This is a genomic window from Naasia sp. SYSU D00948, from assembly GCF_017916515.1.
Classification (GTDB): Bacteria; Actinomycetota; Actinomycetes; order Actinomycetales; family Microbacteriaceae; genus Naasia.
In genome coordinates this window covers 408,795-430,408 of record NZ_JAFMTA010000001.1, presented here as the reverse complement: position 1 = coordinate 430,408, position 21,614 = coordinate 408,795, and the positions used below count along the sequence as shown (strand labels likewise).

20 protein-coding genes are annotated in these 21,614 nt (G+C 72.3%); 13 read left to right on the top strand and 7 right to left on the bottom strand.

What is annotated here, in order from left to right; all coding sequences use genetic code 11:
* Positions 1–70 precede the first annotated feature (70 nt).
* Both J3P30_RS15680 and J3P30_RS02025 read right to left on the bottom strand, forming a co-directional pair.
* Positions 71–1,243 carry a hypothetical protein gene (locus tag J3P30_RS15680; RefSeq protein WP_374058539.1) on the bottom strand — a complete coding sequence of 391 codons (1,173 nt, stop codon included), beginning with the start codon at positions 1,241–1,243 and terminating at the stop codon, positions 71–73.
* Positions 1,240–1,914 carry a MerR family transcriptional regulator gene (locus J3P30_RS02025; RefSeq protein ID WP_210479283.1) on the bottom strand — a complete coding sequence of 225 codons (675 nt, stop codon included), beginning with the start codon at positions 1,912–1,914 and terminating at the stop codon, positions 1,240–1,242. The genes J3P30_RS15680 and J3P30_RS02025 overlap by 4 nt, the downstream gene beginning before the upstream one ends.
* A 103-nt stretch (positions 1,915–2,017) precedes the next feature.
* On the opposite strand from J3P30_RS02025, the gene J3P30_RS02020 reads away from it, so the two are divergent.
* Positions 2,018–3,478, top strand: a complete 1,461-nt coding sequence (locus J3P30_RS02020; RefSeq protein ID WP_210479282.1) for a DUF1593 domain-containing protein — start codon at positions 2,018–2,020, stop codon at positions 3,476–3,478.
* 99 nt (positions 3,479–3,577) lie between these two features.
* Here the strand turns inward: J3P30_RS02020 and J3P30_RS02015 are convergent, their stop codons facing one another.
* The 3 genes from J3P30_RS02015 to J3P30_RS02005 are packed head-to-tail and all read right to left on the bottom strand — an operon-like array spanning position 3,578 to position 6,596.
* On the bottom strand, positions 3,578–4,897 hold the full coding sequence (locus tag J3P30_RS02015; protein ID WP_210479281.1) for a sugar ABC transporter substrate-binding protein: 1,320 nt from the start codon (positions 4,895–4,897) through the stop codon (positions 3,578–3,580).
* A complete protein-coding gene (locus tag J3P30_RS02010; RefSeq protein ID WP_210479280.1) occupies positions 4,894–5,712 on the bottom strand; it encodes a carbohydrate ABC transporter permease in 819 nt (272 codons plus the stop codon). The genes J3P30_RS02015 and J3P30_RS02010 overlap by 4 nt, the downstream gene beginning before the upstream one ends.
* Positions 5,709–6,596 (bottom strand): carbohydrate ABC transporter permease, encoded by an 888-nt coding sequence (locus J3P30_RS02005; RefSeq protein WP_210479279.1) that lies wholly within the window; start codon positions 6,594–6,596, stop codon positions 5,709–5,711. The genes J3P30_RS02010 and J3P30_RS02005 overlap by 4 nt, the downstream gene beginning before the upstream one ends.
* 72 nt (positions 6,597–6,668) lie before the next feature.
* Here J3P30_RS02005 and J3P30_RS02000 point away from each other — a divergent pair, with 72 nt between their 5' ends.
* The 6 genes from J3P30_RS02000 to J3P30_RS01975 are packed head-to-tail and all read left to right on the top strand — an operon-like array spanning position 6,669 to position 12,733.
* On the top strand, positions 6,669–7,760 hold the full coding sequence (locus J3P30_RS02000) for a cupin domain-containing protein (protein WP_210481825.1): 1,092 nt from the start codon (positions 6,669–6,671) through the stop codon (positions 7,758–7,760).
* Positions 7,757–8,599 (top strand): fumarylacetoacetate hydrolase family protein, encoded by an 843-nt coding sequence (locus tag J3P30_RS01995; protein WP_210479278.1) that lies wholly within the window; start codon positions 7,757–7,759, stop codon positions 8,597–8,599. Before J3P30_RS02000 ends, J3P30_RS01995 begins: the two co-directional genes overlap by 4 nt.
* Positions 8,589–10,817: a glycoside hydrolase family 3 C-terminal domain-containing protein gene (locus tag J3P30_RS01990; protein ID WP_210479277.1), complete on the top strand. Its 2,229-nt coding sequence runs from the start codon at positions 8,589–8,591 to the stop codon at positions 10,815–10,817. The genes J3P30_RS01995 and J3P30_RS01990 overlap by 11 nt, the downstream gene beginning before the upstream one ends.
* Positions 10,818–10,832: 15 nt before the next feature.
* Positions 10,833–11,585, top strand: coding sequence for a maleylpyruvate isomerase family mycothiol-dependent enzyme (locus J3P30_RS01985; protein ID WP_210479276.1), 753 nt, complete (start codon positions 10,833–10,835; stop codon positions 11,583–11,585).
* A gap of 38 nt (positions 11,586–11,623) precedes the next feature.
* Positions 11,624–12,052 carry a MarR family transcriptional regulator gene (locus J3P30_RS01980; RefSeq protein ID WP_210479275.1) on the top strand — a complete coding sequence of 143 codons (429 nt, stop codon included), beginning with the start codon at positions 11,624–11,626 and terminating at the stop codon, positions 12,050–12,052.
* 6 nt (positions 12,053–12,058) lie between these two features.
* Positions 12,059–12,733, top strand: coding sequence for an HAD-IA family hydrolase (locus J3P30_RS01975; RefSeq protein WP_210479274.1), 675 nt, complete (start codon positions 12,059–12,061; stop codon positions 12,731–12,733).
* A gap of 81 nt (positions 12,734–12,814) precedes the next feature.
* On the opposite strand, the gene J3P30_RS01970 is transcribed toward J3P30_RS01975, so the two are convergent.
* Together J3P30_RS01970 and J3P30_RS01965 are read right to left on the bottom strand one after the other, a co-directional pair.
* Positions 12,815–13,129 (bottom strand): L-rhamnose mutarotase, encoded by a 315-nt coding sequence (locus J3P30_RS01970; RefSeq protein WP_210479273.1) that lies wholly within the window; start codon positions 13,127–13,129, stop codon positions 12,815–12,817.
* Positions 13,130–13,314: 185 nt separating this feature from the next.
* A complete protein-coding gene (locus tag J3P30_RS01965) occupies positions 13,315–14,214 on the bottom strand; it encodes an alpha/beta hydrolase fold domain-containing protein (protein WP_246852687.1) in 900 nt (299 codons plus the stop codon).
* Between the two features lie 258 nt (positions 14,215–14,472).
* Between J3P30_RS01965 and J3P30_RS01960 the strand changes: the two genes are divergently transcribed.
* The 6 genes from J3P30_RS01960 to J3P30_RS01935 all read left to right on the top strand — a co-directional run bounded on the left by J3P30_RS01960 (position 14,473) and on the right by J3P30_RS01935 (position 21,606).
* A complete protein-coding gene (locus tag J3P30_RS01960) occupies positions 14,473–15,864 on the top strand; it encodes an HNH endonuclease signature motif containing protein (protein ID WP_210479271.1) in 1,392 nt (463 codons plus the stop codon).
* Positions 15,865–15,965: 101 nt separating this feature from the next.
* Positions 15,966–16,541: an NADPH-dependent FMN reductase gene (locus tag J3P30_RS01955; RefSeq protein ID WP_210479270.1), complete on the top strand. Its 576-nt coding sequence runs from the start codon at positions 15,966–15,968 to the stop codon at positions 16,539–16,541.
* Positions 16,542–16,696: 155 nt separating this feature from the next.
* Complete coding sequence (rlmN, locus tag J3P30_RS01950; protein ID WP_210479269.1) at positions 16,697–17,902, top strand: 23S rRNA (adenine(2503)-C(2))-methyltransferase RlmN; 1,206 nt, start codon at positions 16,697–16,699, stop codon at positions 17,900–17,902.
* Between the two features lie 39 nt (positions 17,903–17,941).
* Positions 17,942–18,679, top strand: coding sequence for a glutamine amidotransferase (locus tag J3P30_RS01945; RefSeq protein ID WP_210479268.1), 738 nt, complete (start codon positions 17,942–17,944; stop codon positions 18,677–18,679).
* Between the two features lie 318 nt (positions 18,680–18,997).
* The gene (locus tag J3P30_RS01940) at positions 18,998–21,046 is read left to right on the top strand and encodes an acyl-CoA dehydrogenase (RefSeq protein WP_210481824.1); all 2,049 of its coding nucleotides are present in this window, start codon (positions 18,998–19,000) and stop codon (positions 21,044–21,046) included.
* Positions 21,047–21,240: 194 nt separating this feature from the next.
* The gene (locus J3P30_RS01935) at positions 21,241–21,606 is read left to right on the top strand and encodes a UBP-type zinc finger domain-containing protein (protein ID WP_210479267.1); all 366 of its coding nucleotides are present in this window, start codon (positions 21,241–21,243) and stop codon (positions 21,604–21,606) included.
* The last annotated feature ends 8 nt before the right edge of the window (positions 21,607–21,614 follow it).

Here is a 21,614-nt window from a genome sequence, read left to right as displayed (position 1 = left end):
CTGGACCTCCACCGCGGACTCCGTCGTGGTGCATCCCGTCGGAGGCGAGCCGAAGGCGCTCGAGCTGCCGTCACTGACGCGCATCGACCGGGCCGGGTCGATGGAGGAGTTCTGGCGATCGATCCGGGAGCGGCGTGCTCCGCTCACGAGCGGCGAGGGCAACCTCGGCACGCTCGCCCTCGCGCTCGGATCCATCGAGTCGGCCACCACGCGTCAGCCGCTGCACCTCGGCTGACCCCGCTCCGCCGGCGGCGGTCGCGGGAACCTCTGCGGAGCCGGCTGCCGGAGCGGGCGACGGCCGCGGGCGGCGGCGCAGCAGGAGAACAGCCGCCGCGAGCGTCGTGCCGGCGACGATCGCCGCTGCGGCGGTCCACGTCACGACGTCGGGGCGCACGATCGACTGACCCCGCAGGGCCTGCCAGGTGACGAGCGCGACGACCGCCGAGTATCCGGCGGCGGCCAGCCACATGAGCTCCACGCGCACCCTCACGTCGGCGAGGGCGCGCACCCGGCGGGACAGCAGCTCGAGCACCAGGAGCCCGAGCGGGAGGGCCTGCAGCGCGTGCATCCCGACGAAGTGCGGGATGCGCAGGTCGCCGGCCACGGTGCTCCATCCGAGGACGGGCAGGCCCGGGCCTCCGTCCGGCAGTCCCACGGTATGGGCACCTGCGATGCCCTCGAAGTCCGCGAGCTGCTGCGCGGTCGGGCTCGTCATGAGGTACCCGAGCCCGAGGCCCACCAGGGAGATGAGGGCTCCGAGCCGGATGGCGAGGGTGCGGGCGCGATCCCCGAGCGGATCACGGAACAGCATCGCCGCGACGACGAAGTTCGCGAGCCACAGGACGCCGATCGATCCCGCCATCACGGCCCACAGTGTGGTGCTGAGCGGCGTCGACACGTTGAAGTGGCTCGTCGTGCCCGCCGCGGCGGCGCCCGCGATGACGGCCACCTCGACGACGAGCATCGCCGCGATGAGCGTTCCCGCCGCTCGGGCCGCACGGCGCCCCCGCGCCACCTGCGCGATCAGCCAGGACCAGGTGACGGTGTAGATCACGGACGAGAGAGCGAACTTGAGCGGCTTGTCCCACTGGTTCAGGCCGGTGACCTCGGTCGTGCTGAGGAACCGCGCGCCGAGGGCGAACAGTGCGAGCAGCGCCATCAGCCCGGCGACGAGGAGGAGCGGCCGATGCCAGTCGAGGGGGAAGGGAAGCCGGCGGGGGCCGGCGGGAGTCGCGGCGGTCATGGGGTGCTCCTGTCGTCGGGTCGGGAAGGGCGCGCGGTGTCGGGGCCGTCGGAGGGGAAGACGAGCGAGGTCATGTGCTCCTGGCAGATGCGGCGCAGGGCGGCGAGCATGGCGTCGCCGAGCACGGTCCCCGCGACGACCGTCTCCGTCATCCCCTCGATGTCCGGCTGCGCCGCGACCGCTCGCAGATCCGCTTCCGCGACGATGACGGCCGCGTCCGCGTAGGGCTCGAGGAGGTCCTGCAGCTCCGGGTGGCCCAGGTCGGCGAGTGTGTCGAGCACGTTCGCGAGCGCGGTCCGTCCCGGGTTGCCCGGGTGAACGTGCCATCCCCGCTGGTTCACGAGCTCGTCGACGCGGATGCGTGCGGGGTCCGAGCTCTCCCTCATATACAGGTCCGTGCGGGAGACGGCGACCTGGGCGCGCTCGAAGACGTGCGGGAGGGACAGGTCCGGAGAGTCGACGGCGCCGAGGACGTCCCTAGCTGTCGCGATGGAGAGCCCGCCGACCTCGATCAGCGCCCGGATGATCCGGAGTCGGCGCACGTGCTCGTCTCCGTACACCGATGCGGTCGGTCCGGTGGACTCCCCGGCGGGCAGGAGGCCCTCTCGGACGTAGTACTTGATCGAGGCGGCGGAGACGCCCGACCGCCGGCTGAGCTCCGAGATGCGCACGCCGATAGTATGACTATCGAGAGTGGCACTATCAAGCACCGTATGGTCGGGACGGTCCGCTGCCGACCGGAATACTGGGCGGACACCGACAAGGGAGAAGTGGATGCAGCGCGAGGACAGGCCCAGGACGATCGTGACGGCGGATCCGGAGCTGGACGACCTGAACTCGATGATCCGGCTCCTGCTCTTCAGCAACGAGCTGCGCATCGACGGCCTCGTGTACGCGAGCAGCCGCTTCCACTGGAAGGGGGACGGCAGGGGTACGACGTTCTTCCTGCCCGACCGTGAGTACGACGAGCCGGTGTCCTCGTTCCGGTGGGCTCCCGGCGAGCGATTCATCCACGACGCGGTCGAGGCCTACGCGAAGGTCCATGCGAACCTCGTCGTGCACGACCCCCGCTATCCGTCGCCGGACTCCCTCCGCTCCGTGATCCGCGACGGGAACATCGAGTTCGAGGGCGAGATGGAGCGGGACACGCCGGGGTCGCGGCTGATCGAGGAGGCGCTCCTCGACGACGATCCCGCGCCGCTGCACCTGCAGGTCTGGGCGGGCACGAGCACCATCGCCCGCGCCCTGAAGGCGATCGAGGACCGCTTCGCGGGGACCGCCGAGTGGGACGATGTCCGGGCTCGCGTGAGCCGCAAGGCGGTGATCACGAAGTTCTGGTCCCAGGACGGCACCTACGACGGCTACATCCGGCCGAACTGGCCGGACATCCGCGTCACGGACATCGGGGGCATGGCGTACGGCTACGGCATCCGGCGAGTGGTGCGCCCCGAGGATGCGCACATGCTGCGAGCGGAATGGATGCGCGAGCACATCACCTCGGTCGGGCCCCTCGGTGCCCTGTACCGGGTGTGGGGCGACGGCCGGCAGATGGTCGAGGGCGACTACACCGACTTCTTCCACCTGAGCGGCCAGTCAGCGGAGGAGCTCCGCGAGATGGGCTACACGGTCTGGATCGACCCGCAGCCGGCCGGGGAGTGGGTCTCCGAGGGCGACACCCCGAACATGCTCAACCTCGTCCAGAACGGCCTGCGAGGACACGAGCACCCGAGCTTCGGTGGGTGGGGCGGCCGGGGCGTGCGTACCGAGGACGAGGGACCGGACACCTGGACGACCGCTTCCTCGGCGGATCGGGCCCCCGACGGCAGCACGCCTGGCGAGTACTCCATGACCCGGTGGTTCGGGCACGCCCAGCGCGACTTCGCGACGCGCCTGCAGTGGTCGGTCACGCCTCAGTACGACGACGCCAACCACCACCCGGTCGTCGGGGTCGAGCCGGGACTCGACCTGACCGCGGCGCCGGGGGAGTCCCTCGCCCTGACGGCGAGGGCGGTGGATCGGGACGGGGACGACCTCTTCTACAGCTGGTGGCAGTACGCCGAGGCGGGCACCTACGCGGGCACCGTCGAGCTGACCGGTGCGGACCGCGCCGAGGCGACGCTCGACGTGCCCGCGGACGCGGCGCCGGGCCAGACGATCCACGTGATCCTCGAGGTGCGGGACGGCGCCCCCATGCCGCTCACTCGCTACGCCCGCGTCATCGTGACGGTCGCCTGACCCGGAACGGCAACCGGAACGACGAAAGGCAGCCGTGCACGGCTGCCTTTCGTCGCCGGCGTTGCCGTTTCCCGCCCGCTTCCTCGGCGGGGCTCCTCGTCATCCGTCGCGCCGCATCGCCTCGTTCGCGGCCGCCGCTGCGCGCCGCAGACCCTCCTCCACCGGCTCGCGACCGGCGAACACCTCGTTGAGGATCGGGCGGTAGGCGTTCTCCGCGGCCGGATAGTCCGCGCCCTGCGGCGGCTGGACCATGCCGTTGTCCAGCACGTCGAGGAGCGGGGAGACGTCGACGCCCTGGTCGGCCCAGAACCCGAAGTACGCGTCCTGCGCGTCGAGCACCGCGGGCAGCGCGCTGCCGTCCGCGCCGAGGTGCCGCAGCCCCTCCGGGCTCGCGATCCACTCGAGCACGCGGCGCTGCTCGTCAGGGGCGTCGCTGTCCGCGCTCGCCGCCGCGACCACGCCGTTGGTGACACTGATGGCGCCGGCGGGACCCGCGGGGAGGGGCGCGATGCCCCAGTCGAAGGGCGCGGCCTCGGCGATGTTCGCGAGGTTGTAGGCGCCGGTCTGGAACAGCGCGATCCGGCCCTGGAGGAAGAGGTCCCGTGCGGCGTCGCCGCCGGCGGGAGGATTGGTCGCCGATGCGGGCGGGGCGACCCGGTCGGCGTTGATCAGGTCGACGACGTACGCGAGCGCCTCGACCGCGGCCGGGGAGTCGAACACGAACTCGTCCCCGTCCTGCCAGGCGGCGCCGTTGGAGCCGAGGAACTGGAGCAGGATCGCGTTGAGGTCGTTCGACGCGCTGTAGCCCCACTGCTCGACCCGCTCCGGATCGAAGCCGGGCTTCCCGGGCGACTGACCCGCGGCGTCGCGGGTGAGTGCAGCCGCGACCTCGCGCAGCGGATCCGTCTCCGCGGCGGGGTCCCACGAGAGGTCCGCGACCTGGTCCGCCGTCACCCCCGCGGCGGCCAGGGCGTCGGCGTTGTAGAAGATCCCGATCCCGGGGTCGGTGAGCTGCGGCACGCCCCAGAGCTCCCCGTCCGCCGTGTACTGCTCGACCACCCTCGGCTCCCACCCGTCGGCCGCGTCGGAGCCGAGCACGCTCCCGATCGGCAGCAGCCTCCCGGCCCGCTGGTACTCGGGGAAGGCCGTCGCGTTCGTCCAGAAGACGTCGGGCGCGGCGCCGGACGCGATGTCCACCCGCAGCTGGGTCCAGTAGTCCGCCCACGGCACGAGCTCGACGTCGACCGGGACGCCCGTCTCCTCCCTGAACTCCTCGAACGACGCCTCGTACGCGTCGGCGGCCTGGGGATCCCAGAGTCGGAAGGTCACGGCACTCTCCGAGGCGGGCGCGCACCCGGCGAGCAGCGCCGCCGCGAGCGCCAGGACCGAGGCGGCCCCAGCGGCCCGGCGGACGGTCATCGTCCTGCTCCGATCGCCAAGGCCCTGCTGAACCGGGAGTGCGCGAGCCACGCGGCGGCGAGCAGCGGCACCAGAGCGATGGTCCCCCCGGCGAGCACGAGGGTCCAGTTGCTGCGGTGCTGCGTCTGCAGCGAGGCGACGCTCACGGTCACGAGCGGGTACGCCTGCCCCGCGATGAGGCGCGGCCAGAGGAAGGAGTTCCACTGGCTCACGACGGTGACGAGCGCGATCGCGGCGAGTGCGGGCCGGGACAGCGGCAGGACGATCCTCCAGAGCACCGCGATGGGACCGAGGCCGTCCATGCGCGCCGCATCGAGGAGCGCGTCGGGCAGCGACCGGAAGTGCTCGCGCAGCAGGAAGATCGCGAACGGCGACGCGAGCGCGAACGGCAGCACGATCCCCCAGAAGGTCCCGCGCAGGCCGGCCGCGGTCATCATCAGGTACAGCGGGATCACGGTGAGGATCGGCGGCACGAGGAGCGTCGCGAGGAACCCGGCGAACAGCGCACGCCGCCCGGGGAAGCGGAGCTTCGCGAACGCATACGCCGCCATGACGGAGGTGAGCAGCTGGGTCGCGGTCAGGAACAGCGCCACCAGGGCGGTCCGCGCGACCGCCCCGGCGAGGTCGGCACGGCCGCCGGAGACCTCGGCGTAGTTCTCGAGCGTCCAGGGATCCGGCAGCGCGAAGGGCCCGCGCGCCGCGAAGGCCGCGGGAGAGGTCGACGCCCCGAGGATCGCGAGCGCGAACGGCGCGAGAGTGAGCACGGCGGCGAGGCCGAGCAGCGGATAGACGATCCACCAGGAGCGGCGCCTCATCGCTCGCTCCGCAGCAGGCGCCACTGGACGACCAGCAGGACCGCCTGGATCCCTCCGAGGACGAGGGCCATGGCGGCCGCCCGGCCGAGATCGAACTCCTCGAACGCGGCCCGGTAGACGTGCAGGGCGACGACGTCCGTCGCCGCTCCCGGCCCTCCGCCGGTGAGGGCGACGACGGTGTCGAAGAGGCCGAAGAACGAGACGCAGCTCGTGATGAGGACGAAGAACAGCGTCGGCCGGATGAGCGGCAGCTCGACGCTCCACAGCCGCCGCAGCCGGCCGGCGCCCTCGAGCATCGCGGTCTCCTCGTACTCCCGCGGGATCGCGACGAGCGCCGCGACGAAGAACAGCGTCACGTAGCCGACGTTGCTCCACACCACCACGAGTGAGACGAGCACGGGGGCGAGGACCGGGTCGCCGAGCAGGTCGACGGTCCGGCCCGTCAGCTCGGGGATCACGCCGCCGACGGGGGAGAGGATCCACCGCCACAGCACCCCGACGACGAGGGGCGCGGCGAGCCACGGCAGCAGGAGCGCCGCGCCGAACAGCGCGGACCCCGGCACCGGCCGGGCGAGCGCCACGGCGAGCGCGAGTCCGAGGAGCACCTGGAGCGGCACCGCGATCAGCCCCATGCCGAGCGTCACCAGCAGGGACCGGCCGAACCCCTCGTCGCGAAGGAGCGCGGTGAGGTTGCCGAGTCCCACCCAGGTCGGCTCTCCCAGCAGGTCCCACGACTGGGTGACCAGCCACAGGACGACGCCGATCGGGACGAGGAAGAACGCGACGAGGCCGGCGGTGCTCGGTGCGAGCAGGATGGCGGCCGCCCGCCGGTCGGCGCGCGAGGCGGAGCCGCTGCGGCGCATCGCCGCCTGGTTCGCCGTCATTGCAATCCGCCGCCGGTTCCCACAAGATGGTTGGTGTACTGAGTATTTTCAGTCATGGGAGGGACCCCTGCAATGCAGCAGATGGACGGCACGGCCGACACGCCCGAGCTGGAGCAGCTGTACCGCGACTTCGAGGCCCAGTCACTCGCGCCGCTGTGGACGCAGCGCGACGACCTGATGCCGCTGACCCCCGCGCCGAAGGCGATCCCGCACGTGTGGCGCTGGAAGGCCCTCTTCGACATCGCCGAGCGCTCCGGCGAGCTCGTCCCCGTCGGCCGCGGCGGGGAGCGGCGGGCCATCGGCCTCACCAATCCCGGCCTCCCGGGGACGGCGTACGCGACGCCGACCCTCTGGTGCGCCATCCAGTACCTCGGCGGGTTCGAGACGGCGCCCGAGCACCGCCACTCCCAGAACGCGTTCCGCTTCGTGGTCGAGGGCGAAGGCGTGTGGACGGTCGTGAACGGCGACCCCGTGGCGATGCGCCGCGGCGACCTGCTGCTGACGCCGGGCTGGAACTTCCACGGCCACCACAACGACACGGCTGAGCCTATGGCGTGGATCGACGGGCTCGACATCCCCTTCTCCAGCTACACCGACGTCGGATTCTTCGAGTACGGCACCGAGCGCGTGACCGACGAGGCGTCGCCGGACGTCTCCCGCGCCGAGCGCCTCTGGGCCTACCCCGGGCTGCGTCCGCTGTCCTCGCTCGACGCGAAGCCGTCCTCACCGATCAGCGCCTACCGCTGGGAGTACACGGACAGGGCGCTGCGCTCCCAGCTCGAGCTGGAGGACGAGGGCTACCCCGCGACCGTCGAGCAGGGCCATGCCGCGATCCGCTACACGAACCCGACGACCGGCGGCGACGTCATGTCGACGATCCGCTGCGAGTTCCACCGCCTGCGCGCCGGCGCCGCGTCCGCGCTCCGCCACGAGGTCGGCTCGTCGGTCTGGCAGGTGTTCGAGGGCTCCGGCAGCGTCGTCCTCGGCGACACCACCCACCGGCTCGAGAAGGGCGACCTCTTCGTGGTGCCGAGCTGGGTGCCCTGGTCCCTGCAGGCCGAGACCGAGTTCGACCTCTTCCGGTTCAACGACGGACCCGTCATCGAGCGCCTCGGCTTCGAGCGCACCTACATCCCCAACCGCCAGAACGGAGCCCCCCAGTGAAGCTCGGAACCCTCCGACGGGACGGCGGCACGGTCGCCGTCCGCATCGACGCCGACGAGGCGGTGGAGCTCGGCGTCCCCGATGTCGGCGCCCTGCTCCAGGACCCGGACTGGCGGACGCGCGCCGCGGACGGCGACGGCGCCCGGCACCCGCTCGCCGACCTGACGCTCGCCGACTGGGCGCCCGTCGTGCCGAACCCGGGCAAGGTCGTCTGCATCGGGCTCAACTACCGCGCACACATCCTCGAGATGGGACGCCAGCTCCCGGAGCATCCGACGCTCTTCTCGAAGTACCCCGAGGCACTCATCGGCGCCGGCGACCCCATCGAGGTGCCGTCGTATGCCGGGGGAGCCCTCGACTGGGAGGGTGAGCTCGCGGTGATCATGGGCGCGACCGCCCGCCGGGCGAGCGAGGATGAGGCGGCATCGACCATCGCGGGCTACGCGGTGCTGAACGACCTCACGATGCGCGACTGGCAGTACCGCACGCCCGAGTGGCTGCAGGGCAAGTCGTTCGAGAACACCACGCCCTTCGGCCCGTACCTCGTCACAAGCGACGAGTGGACACCCGGCCCCGAGCTGCGCACCGTCGTCAACGGCGACACGGTGCAGCAGGTCGGCACGGACGACCTCGTCTTCGCACCGGAGGCGCTCGTCAGCTACATCAGCCAGGTCTTCCCGCTGCAGCCCGGCGACGTGATCGCGAGCGGCACGCCCGGCGGGGTGGGCCACGCGCGCAAGCCTCCTCGCTACCTGAGCGACGGCGACGTGCTCGAGACGGTGATCGAGGGCCTCGGTCGGCAGCGCAACGACATCGTCGTTCCCCGCGATGCCGACTAGGACGGACGACGCGGGCGGCCGGCCGGCGGCCGGAACCGAGCAGCCGGGCGTCTTCGCGGACGCCGCCCGACGGGTGCGGGAGGGTGCGCCGGCGCTCGAGGTCGCCCGCGACCTCCTCGCCCTGCTGTCGCGGGAGGAGACCCTCGGCCTCCTCGACGGCGACGAGCCGTTCTGGTCCGCGCCCGACGGGTACAACCGGACGCCCTACGTCTTCGCCGCGGTCGACCGCCTCGGCATCCCCGGCTTCCGCTTCAGCGACGGCCCCCGCGGCGTCGTCATGGGTCACTCCACGGCGTTCCCCGTACCGATGGCACGCGGAGCGTCCTGGGACGTCGAGCTCGAGCGCCGCGTCGGCGAGGTCATCGGCCGCGAGGTCGTGGCCCAGGGCGGCAACTTCTTCGCGGGTGTGTGCGTGAACCTGCTCCGGCATCCCGCGTGGGGCCGTGCGCAGGAGACCTACGGCGAGGACCCCGTCCACCTCGGCGAGATGGGGGCCGCTCTCACCCGCGGCGTTCGCGAGCACGCCATGGCCTGCGTGAAGCACTACGCGCTCAACAGCATGGAGAACGCCCGCTTCACGGTCGACGTGCACGCCGACGAGCGCGCGCTGCACGAGGTGTACCTGCCCCACTTCCGCCGGGTGATCGAGGCAGGCGCCGACGGCGTCATGAGCGCCTACAACAGGGTCAACGGCGAATGGTGCGGGGAGAGCCGGACGCTGCTCACCGACATCCTGCGCCGGGAGTGGGGCTTCGAGGGCGTCACGATCTCCGACTTCATCTTCGGCCTCCGCGACCCCGTCGCCTCCGTGCGCGCCGGACTCGACATCGAGGCGCCCTACGCCCAGCAGCGGGCGCACCGCCTGCCGATCGCACTGCGCGACGGCGACCTGGAGTGGTCCGAGGTGGAGGAGACGGCCATCCGGGTGCTCCGCGCGCAGCTGCGGTGGGCCGCTCAGGCGCCCGACGAGCACATCCCGCTCGACGTGGTCGCCTCGCCCGAGCACACCGCGCTGGCGCGCGAAGTGGCGGCCCGATCGATGGTGCTGCTGAGGAACGAGCCGGTGGACGGCTCTCCCGTCCTGCCGATCGACCCCGGCGCGACCGGGAGCATCGCGGTGCTCGGGCGTCTCGCCGACCTGCCCAACATGGGCGACAACGGGTCGTCCAACGTGCCCGCGCCCTACGTGGTGACGCCTCTCGAGGGGCTGCAGGCGGCGCTTCCCGACACCGAGGTCCTTCGGCCGTCCTCCGACAGCACGGCGGATGCCGTCGAGCTCGCGCGGCGGGCCGACGTCGCGCTCGTCGTGGTGGGCTACACCGCCGAGGACGAGGGCGAGTTCCTCGAGAAGGGCATCTTCGCCCGGCCCGACCTCCAGGTCGTCTTCCCTCCGCTCGAGGACGACGTCGCCCGCGAAAGCATGACCGCGAAGGGCCGTGCGCTCGCGGGCGAGAACGCCGGGTTCTCGCCGTTCGGCGGTTCGGCCGGCGGGGACCGGGCTCACCTCACCCTCTCCGCCCAGGACGAGGAGCTGATCCTCGCCGTCGCCGAGGCGAACCCGCGCACGGTCGTCGCCATCGTCGCGGGCAGCGCGGTCCTGATGCACCGGTGGCGCGAGGAGCCGCCCGCGATCCTCTACTCCTGGTACGCCGGGATGGAGGGCGGCAGCGCTCTCGCGGACATCCTGCTCGGCCGCCGCAGCCCCTCGGGACGCCTTCCCTTCGCGGTCCCGACGAGCGAGGAGCACCTCCCGTTCTTCGACCGCGACGCCGACGTCATCACGTACGACCGGTGGCACGGACAGCGCCTGCTGGACAGGGACGGGATCGCCCCGGCGTTCCCGCTCGGCTACGGGCTCGGCTACACGACCTTCCGGGTCGCGTCCGCGCGCGTCGAGGGAACCGGCCCCGAGTCCGCCTCGGCGTGGGCCACGGTGACGAACACCGGCGACCGGGCCGGGCGGCACGTCGTGCAGTGGTACGCCCGCGCGCTGGACGCCGATGGCGAGGACGCCGTGCCTGCGCTCGTCGGCTTCGCCACGGTGGAGCTCGAGCCCGGGGAATCCGCGAGCGTCGAGACGGACGTCTCGCTCCGGCCCCTCGCCCGGCGGGTCAGCGGGAACCGGAACTGGGAGCATCCGCGGGGCGCGTACCGGTTCGAGGCCGCGGCTCACGCCGGCGATCCCGCTGCCGCCTCCGTCGACGTGACGCTTCCCTGATCCAGGAGGACGACGATGCCCGCTCGCACCGACAGCGTTCCCGACCAGCAGCTGGCCGATGCCCTGCTGCTGGCCCGCCGGGGTCAGGCGTACTTCTCGCGCAAGCTCAACGAGCTCCGCGACGACGAGTTCGACGCGCCCTCCCTCCTGCCCGGCTGGACCCGGCGGCACCTCGTCGCCCACGTCGGCTACAACGCGAGAGCGAACGCCCGTCTCGTGGAGTGGGCGGCGACGGGCGTCGAGACGCCCATGTACGCGTCGCCGACGCAGCGTGAGGACGAGATCGAGTTCGGGGCGACCCTGCCGATCGAGGCGCTCCGCAACCTCTCCGCGCACGCGGCCGTGCACCTGAATGTCGAGTGGCGCGACCTCACCGAGGAGGCCTGGTCGCACGAGGTCCGCACGGCCCAGGGGCGCCTGGTGCCCGTGCGGGAGACGGTGTGGATGCGCACGCGCGAGGTCTGGATCCACGCGGTGGACCTCGACAACGGCGGCACCTTCCGCGACTTCCCGAACGAGCTGATCGATGCGCTCCTCGAGGACCTCGTGAAGGTGTGGCGGCGCAAGCGCGGCCCGGCCGATCGCAACGTCGTGCTCGAGCCGGTCGACCGGGACCGCGCCTACCGCATCCTCGACGAGGCGGATTCGGATGCGCTCGTCGTCCGCGGCGATGCGGTCCAGCTCGTGACCTGGGGCACCGGGCGCGGAAGCGCCGGCGTGCTGACCGCGGACGGCGAGCCGGCACCGACGGCGCCCACCTGGCTGTGAGTCCTGCCGGCGGGGCCCGCTCGGGGGAGGATGGCCGGGTGGACCTCAGCCAGTACGCCGGTTACCTGATCCGGCGTGCCGCCCAGGCACACGTCGCGGCGTGGGTGCGCGAGGTCTCCGCGGAGACCACGAGCGTGCAGTTCGGCGTGCTCGCCAGCCTGTCCGACAACGAGGGCAAGTCGCAGCGTGAGCTGGGCGACGCCCTGGACCTGGACCGGTCCACCATCGCGGACCTCGTGGCGCGCCTCGAGAGACGCGGGCTCGTCGCGCGCCGACGGGACGAGAGGGATCTGCGTGCGAACGTGGTCACCCTCACCGCTCGCGGCGAGGAGGAGCACCGGCTCCTGGCTCCGCGCGTCGCTCGGATGAACGACCTCCTCACGTCGCGGCTGAGCGAGGAGGAGCGGGAGGAACTCGCCCGCCTGCTCGCCGAGGTGCTGGCCGCCTCCGACGGTCGGGGAGGATGAGGAGCGATGCCATCCCAGCTCCTCACGTTCCCCGCCCGCGCTCTCCTCTTCGACATGGACGGGACGCTCGTCGACTCGACGGCCGTCGTCGAGACCGCCTGGCACCGGCTCTCCGAGCGCTTCGGCGTGGACCCCGACGTCGTGCTGGCGAGCATCCACGGCGTCCGCGCGGTGGACAGCATCCGCCGCTGGGCCCCGCCCGGCTCCGACATCGACGCGCTGGTCGAGGAGCTCACGGAGTTCGAGATCGGGGCGGCCGCCGAGACGGTGGCGGTCCCCGGTGCGGTCGAGTTCCTCAACGCGCTCCCCGTGACGTCGCACGCGCTGGTGACCTCCGCGGCCCTGCCGCTCGCCGTCGCGCGGATGAAGGGCGCGGGAGTGCGGCTCCCGCAGTTCGTCGTGACCGCGGAGGACGTGCCGCACGGCAAGCCCGCCCCGGACGTCTACCTGCTCGCGGCGCAGATGCTGGGCGTCGATCCCGCGGAGGCGCTGGTGTTCGAGGACGCCGAGGCGGGCATCCAGGCCGGGCTCGCGGCCGGCATGAGAGTCGTCGTGGTGGGCGACCACGTCAGCCCGGATGCGCCCGACCTGCCGAGGATCGCCGACTACACCGGCGTCACGGCCGTCGAGGAGGGGGACGGGCTGCTCCGCGTGTCCCTGCCGTCGTCGGCCGCCGGCTGACCTCGAGCGCGCTCGCGTCCCGCTCCACGAGCGGCTGATCTGCTCCGCGAACCTCGGCTCCCGCGGCGGCTCGCCGGCGGCTCAGTCGAGGTGGAAGTACTCCTCCAGCACCTCGACCGCCTCGTCCGGGCGGCCCGTCTCGAAGTACTCCGCCATCGTCGCCTGCCAGCGCGTGTTGATCTCCTTGCGCGCCATCTCCGACGTGGCCCGCTCGTAGTCGGGCGTCTCGAGATACCCGACGACGAGGCCGTCCTCGCGCCGGAGGAAGAGCGAGTAGTTGGTCCATCCCGTCTCGCGGAGGGCGTCGAGCATCTCCGGCCACACGGTCTCGTGCGCCGTCAGGTAGTCCTCGACGCGCTCGGGCTTCAGGTGCATGAGGAAGCAGACGCGCTGCATTCGGTTCTCCTTCGGTCGGCCTCGGCGGGGTCGTGCGCCGCCGTCCCGATTCTTCCGGGCGTCGCCCCCGTCAGCATCACCACCCGGACTTGCCGTCCGGGAGGTCCGCGGGTGGCGAGGGTGGGGCCAGCTCGACGGCGTCCTCGATCCCCACGGGGCGGGGCCCGGGGCGGAGGTTGCGAGAGTCAGCGACGGAGGACGTCCGCGATCGCCCGCCGCGCTCGGGCACCTTCGGGGATGGGCAGCAGCGGATGGACGTGCACGAGGTGCGCCTCCTCGTGGACATCCAGCGGATGGCTCTCGTCGCGCGCCCTGCGGACGAGGGTGGCGGCGTCGGCGTTCGTGATGTCGCGTCCGGCGGTGAAGAGGGTGATGCGCCCGAGCCCCGCGAGGGAGCCGAAGATGGGGCTGACGAGAGGATCCTCGACCGGCAGGTCGCCCCGCCAGAGGTCGATGGCGGCGCGCAGGCCGGGAACGGCGAGCCAGGGGTCCCGCGGCTGGATCCGGGCGATCCCCGGATCGGTGAGGGTGAGGTCGAGCGCGGGCGAGATCAGCACGAGCTCGGCGGGGGACGGGATCCCGCGATCCCGGAGCGTCATCGCGGCGGCCAGCGCGATCGTGCCGCCCGCCGAGTCGCCCATCAGGGTGACGTTCTCGGGCCCCGCGGCGGCGACGAGCCCCGCGGCCAGGTCGGCGATCTCGGGCACGACGGCTCCCGCTGTCCCAACCGGCGCGAGCGGGTAGATCGGCACGGTGAACTCGCTCCCGGCCGCCGAGGCGAGGCAGGCCACGAGCCGCCAGTGGTAGGGCGAGATCTCGTGGATCCAGGCGCCGCCGTGCACGTACAGCACGCGCCGCTGGGTCCGTCCTCGCTTCGGCCTGACGGTGTAGACCGGCCAGCCGTAGGGCCGGTGGACGGAGATGTCGACGGATCGGTCGAGCGCGCGCGGAGGGGCGAAGGGCTCGGGACGGAGCTGCTGCTGCGCGACCTTGCGCAGCGTCGCCTCCGCCGAGGAGAACTCGCGATTGAAGCCGAGCAGCGTGATCAGCGGGGGCAGCAGGCGGGAGTGCGGGGAGGTCCTCATCGCGCTCATTCTCCTGCCGGCGTCGTCCGTCGTCCGACTCCGGGCTCCTCGAGAACCGGCTGAGGGTCGAGGGAGGCGTCCGCGTGCCGCCCGCGCACTGCTCACATGCGCAGGAGGTGTTCGCGACGATGGCGCTCCCGCCTCGACGGCAGGGCGCACTCGACTCGATCCGCGGATCGTCGAACCGGGCTTCCGGAGCTGTGGAGAACCGGGGGCGCGAACGGAGGCGGTGTCGGTGGCTGGTGCTTCGATGGAGGCATGTTCGAGGAGCCGCCGATCGACCCCGAGTGGTGGGGGCGGCACTCGAACCCGCGGGCGGAGGACGACCGGCAGGGGCTGGACGCCGTCCTGGACGCCCTGCCCCTGGAGCGGCGACTGGCGGACCGGATCGAGGAGCGCCGCGCCATGACGACGCGCTTCATCGCCGAGGAGCTCTCGTTCCTCGACGATCTCCGTCTCGAGACCGAGCGGCTCACCGGCGCGAGCTGGACGCAGCGCGACTCGCTGGCGTGGCGCGAGCTCCGGGCGGAGGTCGCGGCACTCCTCCGCGTGCACGAGAAGGCGGCCGAGCGGAGGCTCGACTTCGCGCGCGACCTGGTGCATCGCTTCCCGGCGACGCTGGACGGGCTGCACCACGCCTTCTTCACCGAGCGTCACGCCCAGATCGTGGTCGAGCAGGCGGTCGGGCTTCCCGAGAACCTGACGGGGGAGTACGAACGGCGCCTCCTCCCGCACGCCGATCTGGTGCCCTCCCGCTTCGAGAAGGTGGCCGCCACCATCCGGGCCGACCTCGCTCCTGCCGACCTCGAGGAGCGACACCGGGAGGCGGCGCAGCAGCGTCGCACCGCTCTCGAAGCGGCTCCCGACGGCATGGCGTGGTACGGGGCCCTGCTGCCGGCGCCGGAGGCGATCGGCGCGGCCGCAGCCGTGAACGGTCTGGCCCGGAGCCTCCTGGTCGACGGCGAGGAGCGCACCCTGGCGCAGATCGAGGCGGACGTGTTCCGCGACCTCCTCATCGACGCCGCCGGGGTCACGCTTCCGACCGTCGAGGGCACCGAGCCTGTCCCCACCCCGGCGGCGAGGCGAGGGGTGAGCCCGGAGGTGCTCGTCCACGTGCCCGTCCTCACCGCGATGGGGCGCTCCGACGCTCCCGCCGTCCTCGAGGGATACGGGCCCATCGACGGTGAGACCGCCCGGCGCGTGGCGGGCTGCGCGACCGGCTTCCTCCGGATGCTCACCGACCCCGAGACGGGAGCCGCGCTCTCCTTCGGGCGCGCCACCTACCGCGTGCCGGCGGAGCTCAGGCGCTACCTCCGGGTGCGCGACGAGGTGTGCCGGTTCGTGGGCTGCACCCGCGCGGCGAGCCGATGCGACGTCGACCACACGGTCCCCTGGGCCGAGGACGGCGAGACCGTGGCGCACAACCTGGCGCATCTGTGCCGCGGCCACCACCGCCTCAAAGGAGGCAGCCGATGGCGAGCGACGCAGTCCGCCACTGGTGACGGCACGATCACCTGGACCTCGCCCACCGGACGGACCTACACCAGCCGCCCGGCGACGAAGCTGCCTCCCCCCGGACGTCGGACGGGACCGCCGGGCAGCCGGCCGATCGTCCAGCGGAGTCGGTCGGAGACCCCTGCGCCGTTCTGACTCCGACCCGTACCGCAACCCCTCCTGCATCCCGGCGTCGCGACGTAGCGTCGTGCCCAGGCCACTGCGCGCTCACGCTGCAGGCAGGTAAAGGAGTTCACATGACCACCACGTACAAGGTCGGCTACTTCGTCGGAAGCCTCTACTCGAAGTCCATCAACCGGATCCTGGCCAAGGCGCTCATCAGGGTCGCCCCCGAGGAGCTCGAGTTCACCGAGATCCCGATCAAGGATCTGCCGCTCTACAGTCCCGACTACGACGCCGACTACCCGCCCGAGGCGGTCGCGCTCAAGGAGGCGATCAGCCGAGCCGACGCCGTCCTCTTCATCACGCCCGAGTACAACCGGTCGATCCCCGGCGCGCTCAAGAACGCGATCGACTGGGCATCCCGGCCCTGGGGCCAGAACTCGTTCGACCACATCCCCGCGGCGGTCATCGGCGCCTCGATCGGCCAGATCGGCACCGCGGTCGCGCAGCAGAGTCTGCGCGGCGTCCTCAGCTTCTGCAATGCGCGCCAGATGACCGCGCCCGAGGCATACATCCACTTCTCGCCGGACGTCTTCCGCGAGGACGGCGAGGTCACCCGCGAGGACACCGAGATGTTCCTCCGCAGCTACATGGAGGAGTTCCGCGACCACATCCAGCGGGTGCTCACGGTCCTCCCGCGCACGGCGTAGCCGCGCGGAGGGAGTTGCGCGGATCAGGAGATTCGCCGCGGTTCAGGATCCACGTGCCGTATCCGGCGCCGTTCAGGACCGGTGGCGGCGTGTCTCACGGGATCTCCTGATCCGCGCTGGGAATAACGGGACCCCCTCCTGCGTACCCTTGAGGGATGCCTGCCGAGCCCGTCTCCCTCACCGCGCGCCCCCAGGTGCGTCCCGCCACCGAGGGCTGGTCGCAGAAGCTCGACTCGGAGGGCCGGCCGCTCCTCCAGTTCGCGTCCCCCAAGCGCGGCAAGCCGCCGGTGCACCTCGCCGACCTCACCGCCGAGGAGCGGAAGGCGAAGATGGCCGAGCTCGGCCTGCCGCCGTTCCGCGCCAAGCAGCTCGCCACCCACTACTTCACGCACTTCACGAGCGATCCGGCCGAGATGACCGACCTGCCCGCCGCGAACCGCGCCGAGCTCGTCGCCGGGCTGCTGCCGCCGCTGATGACCGAGGTCCGGCGGCTCAGCACCGACAAGGGCGACACGATCAAGTTCCTCTGGCGGCTGCACGACGGCGCGCTCGTCGAATCCGTCCTCATGCGCTACCCGGGCCGGATCACGCTGTGCGTGTCCTCGCAGGCCGGCTGCGGCATGAACTGCCCCTTCTGCGCCACCGGCCAGGCGGGCCTCACCCGCAACCTCTCCGCGGCCGAGATCCTCGACCAGGTCGTGCGCGCCAACCGCGCTCTCGCCAACGGCGAGCTCGGCGGCAAGCGGAAGGGCGAGACGACTCCGGAGCGGGTCAGCAACATCGTCTTCATGGGGATGGGGGAGCCGCTCGCGAACTACGCCCGCCTGATGCACGCCGTCCGGACGATGGTCGCGCCGCAGCCCGCGGGCCTCGGGATGAGCGCTCGGCACATCACGGTGTCGACGGTGGGGCTCGTGCCGGCGATCCGCAAGCTGGCGGATGAGGACGTGCCGGTGACGTTCGCCCTGTCCCTCCACGCTCCGGACGACGAGCTGAGGGACGAGCTGATCCCCGTGAACTCGCGCTGGAAGGTCGACGAGGCGCTGGATGCCGCCCACGCCTACTTCGAGAAGACCGGCCGGCGCGTGTCGATCGAGTACGCGCTCATCAAGGACATGAACGACCACGGCTGGCGGGCCGACCTCCTCGCGGAGAAGCTGAACGCCCGCGGCCACGGCTGGGTCCACGTCAATCCGATCCCGCTGAACCCCACGCCCGGGTCCATCTGGACGGCATCCGAGCCCGACGTGCAGCAGGAGTTCGTGCGCCGCCTCACCGCCGCCGGCGTCGCGACGACCATCCGGGACACGCGCGGCAAGGAGATCGACGGCGCCTGCGGGCAGCTCGCCGCCGCCGACTGACCTCGACCAGGCCGCGACCGACCTCATTACCCTGTGGCCATGAAGCCCTTCCTCCTCCTGGCCACGCGGCCCGAGGACGTCGCGGCCGACGACGAGTACTCGGCGTTCCTCCGCTTCGGCGGGCTGCGCGAGTCCGAGCTGCGCAGGGTCCGGCTCGAGCAGCGGCCGCTCGGCGACATCCGGCTCGAGGACTACTCGGGGCTGATCATGGGCGGCAGCCCGTTCAACTACTCGGATCCCGAGGATTCGAAGTCGGACGTCCAGCGCCGCGTGGAGAGCGAGCTGGCGGCGCTCCTCGACGTGGTGGTGGCGGAGGACTTCCCGCTGCTCGGCGCCTGCTACGGGATCGGGACCCTCGGCACGCACGAGGGAGCGGTGATCGACCGCACGTACGGCGAGCCCGTCGGTCCGGTCCCGGTCACCCTCACGTCCGAGGGACGGCGCGACGCCCTGTTCCGTGCGCTCCCGCCGGTGTTCGACGCCTTCGTGGGACACAAGGAGGCCGTGCGCGAGCTGCCTCCCCACGCCGTGCGCCTGGCATCGTCACCCGGCTGCCCGGTCCAGGCGTTCCGCGTGGGCGAGAACGTCTACGCCACGCAGTTCCACCCCGAGCTCGACGTCGACGGCATCATCACCAGGATCGAGGTGTACCGGCACGCGGGCTACTTCGATCCCGACGAGGCGGACGCTCTCAAGGAGCTGGTCCGCCTGAGCTCGGTCGAGCATCCGCCGACCGTCCTCCGCCGGTTCATCGAGAGGTACGGCCGGGCCGCGTGAGTCTCGTGGTCGAGTTCACCGCCGAGCTGTGGCCCTGGGAGGTCCGCCGGGAGGTCCTGCTCTGACGCCGAGGGCCGCCCGGCGCCACCGACACCCCACCGGCCCGCGCGGAAGCCTTCCCGCAGACGCCGGTTCGCCCCGCGTCGGCCACTGAAAACGGCCGTTTGTGCAGTTCTGCAAACCGCGGCGGCTTCCGCCCCGCCCCGCCTCTCGGTTCCCTCACATCGACGTGGATCCGGATCGCACCCGGGCATAGCATCCCGGCGTCCAGCACGCAGGGAGGCGGCAGTGAGCACCGAGCAGTCCACAGCGGAGCCGATGGTGGCCGAGACGGAGCAGCGCAAGCCGCTGCGGCGGCCGTCGCGGAGCGCGACGGTGCAGGAGCCGCGGCGGACTGCCCCTGCACTGGAGACGGAGGAGGGACAGCCGGACTTCGCCGTCCTCGAGGACGCCCTGCTCGGGCGTTGGAAGGACCTCCGGCTCGACGCGCGGCGACGGATGCTCGACCCCGAGCTGCACTACCGCGACGACCTGACCCTCGCCGAGCGGCGGGCCCGGGTGACGTCCCAGCTGCAGGCGCTCCTCGCCTCCGGTGCGCCGCGTCTGCCCTACCCGCCCGAGTACGGCGGCAGCAACGACGCCGGCGGCAACCTCGCCGCGTTCGAGGAGGTCGTCACCGCCGACCCGTCGCTGCAGATCAAGGCGGGCGTCCAGTGGGGCCTGTTCGCCGCGGCGATCCTCCACCTCGGCACCGCGACGCAGCACGAGCGGTTCCTGGCCGACGCCATCGAGCTCCGCACGCTCGGGGCGTTCGCGATGACCGAGACCGGGCACGGCTCGGACGTCGCCTCCATCGCGACGACAGCGACCTACGACCCGGAGACCCAGGAGTTCGTGATCCACACCCCCTTCCGCGCCGCGTGGAAGGACTACATCGGCAACGCGGCGATCGACGGACGGGCGGCGGTCGTGTTCGCGCAGCTCGAGACCCTCGGCGAGCGGCACGGCGTGCACGCCTTCTACGTGCCGATCCGCGACGACGAGGGCCGCTTCCTGCCGGGCATCGGCGGTGAGGACGACGGCGCCAAGGCGGGCCTGAACGGCGTCGACAACGGGCGGCTGCACTTCACCGCGGTCCGCGTCCCGCGCACGAACCTCCTCAACCGCTACGGCGACGTGGCGCCGGACGGCACCTACTCCTCGCCGATCGCGAGCCCCGGCCGCCGCTTCTTCACGATGCTCGGCACGCTCGTCCAGGGCCGCGTCTCGCTCGCGGGCGCCGCCATCGCGAGCGCCAAGGTCGCCCTGCAGATCGCGGTGCGGTACGCGGACGAGCGGCGCCAGTTCGCGGGCGCCGGCGGCGAGGAGACCGTGCTGCTCGACTATCCGCGGCACCAGCGCCGGCTCCTGCCGCGGGTCGCCACGACCTACGCCGCCGCCTTCACCCAGGACGAGCTGCTCGCGGACTTCCACTCGGTCTTCAGCGGCGAGCACGACACCGACGAGGCGAGACAGGACCTCGAGACGTTCGCCGCCGCGGTGAAGGCGGAGGCCACCTGGCACGCGCTCGACACGTTCCAGGAGTGCCGGGAGGCCTGCGGCGGCGCCGGCTTCCTCGCCGAGAACCGCTTCGGGCAGCTGAAGTCCGACCTCGACATCTACGCGACCTTCGAGGGCGACAACACCGTCCTGCTGCAGCTCGTCGGCAAGCGCCTGCTCGGAGACTTCGGGAAGCGGTTCAAGGGCCTGTCCGCGGCCCGCATGGCGGGCATCATGGCGCGGCAGGTGGGCGGCACGGTCGTCGCCGCAGCGGGGCTCACCGCCTTCGCCCAGCGCGTGGCGGACCTCCGAGCCGGAGCCTCGCACTCGCTTCGGGACGCGGACGTGCAGGAGGCGCTGCTCACGAGCCGCGTCGAGCTCGCGGTGGCCGACCTCGGGGGCCGGCTGCGCAACGTCTCCCGGCTCGCTCCCGAGGAGTCGGCGGAGCTGTTCGCCCGCAACCAGCACGAGCTCATCGAGACGGCCCGGGCCTACGCGCGGCTGCGGCAGTGGCAGGCGTTCACCCGCGGCGTCGAGCGGATCGAGGACGTTCCGACCCGCCGTCTCCTCGAGCAGGTGCGCGACGTCTTCGCGCTCGACCTCCTCGAGAAGGACCTCGCCTGGTACCTGATGCGCGGACTGCTGAGCGCCCAGCGTGCCCGGTCCGTCACGGAGACCCTGGACCAGCTCCTCGCCGGTCTCCGGCCGCACGCCGTCGGCCTGGTCGGGGCGTTCGGCTACCAGCAGGGACACCTCCGCGCACCCATCGCCTCGGGCGCGGAGCGTCGTCGGCAGGACGAGGCGAGAGCGGCGCGTCACGCCCGCTGACCCGGACTCGGCTCGGACCCCGTCCCCGATCACGGGGTCCGAGTCGCCGGCCGCTCCCGACGGCTCCCGTCCTTCGGGGGTCGCCTCCTGCACGGGTCCGGGACGGCGCTCCTGGATTCGGACGGATCCGGGCCGGGACCTTGGCGATCGCACCGGAGCCTGCTGTGATGGGACCGTCGACGAGGGAGTGGCCGATGTCGAGCACGGCGGGGATCAACCCGGCAGCGGCGCCGAGCGGCGCCGGCTGCGTCGAATGCGACCAGGGCGGCGGGTGGTGGCTGCACCTGCGACGATGCGCCGCGTGCGGCCATGTCGGCTGCTGCGACTCCTCACCGGAGCAGCACGCGCGCGCCCACTTCGAGTCCACGGGTCATGCGATCGCCCGCAGCTTCGAGCCGGGGGAGAGCTGGTTCTGGGACTACTCCGCGGGACGGTACGTCGACGGTCTCGAGCTGGCGCCGCCGCAGCATCGGCCGATCCACCAGCGGTCGCCGGGCCCCGAGGGACGGGTGCCCGCCGACTGGAGGCTGAAGCTGCACCGGTTCCCCGGAGGCGGGTGATCCGCCTC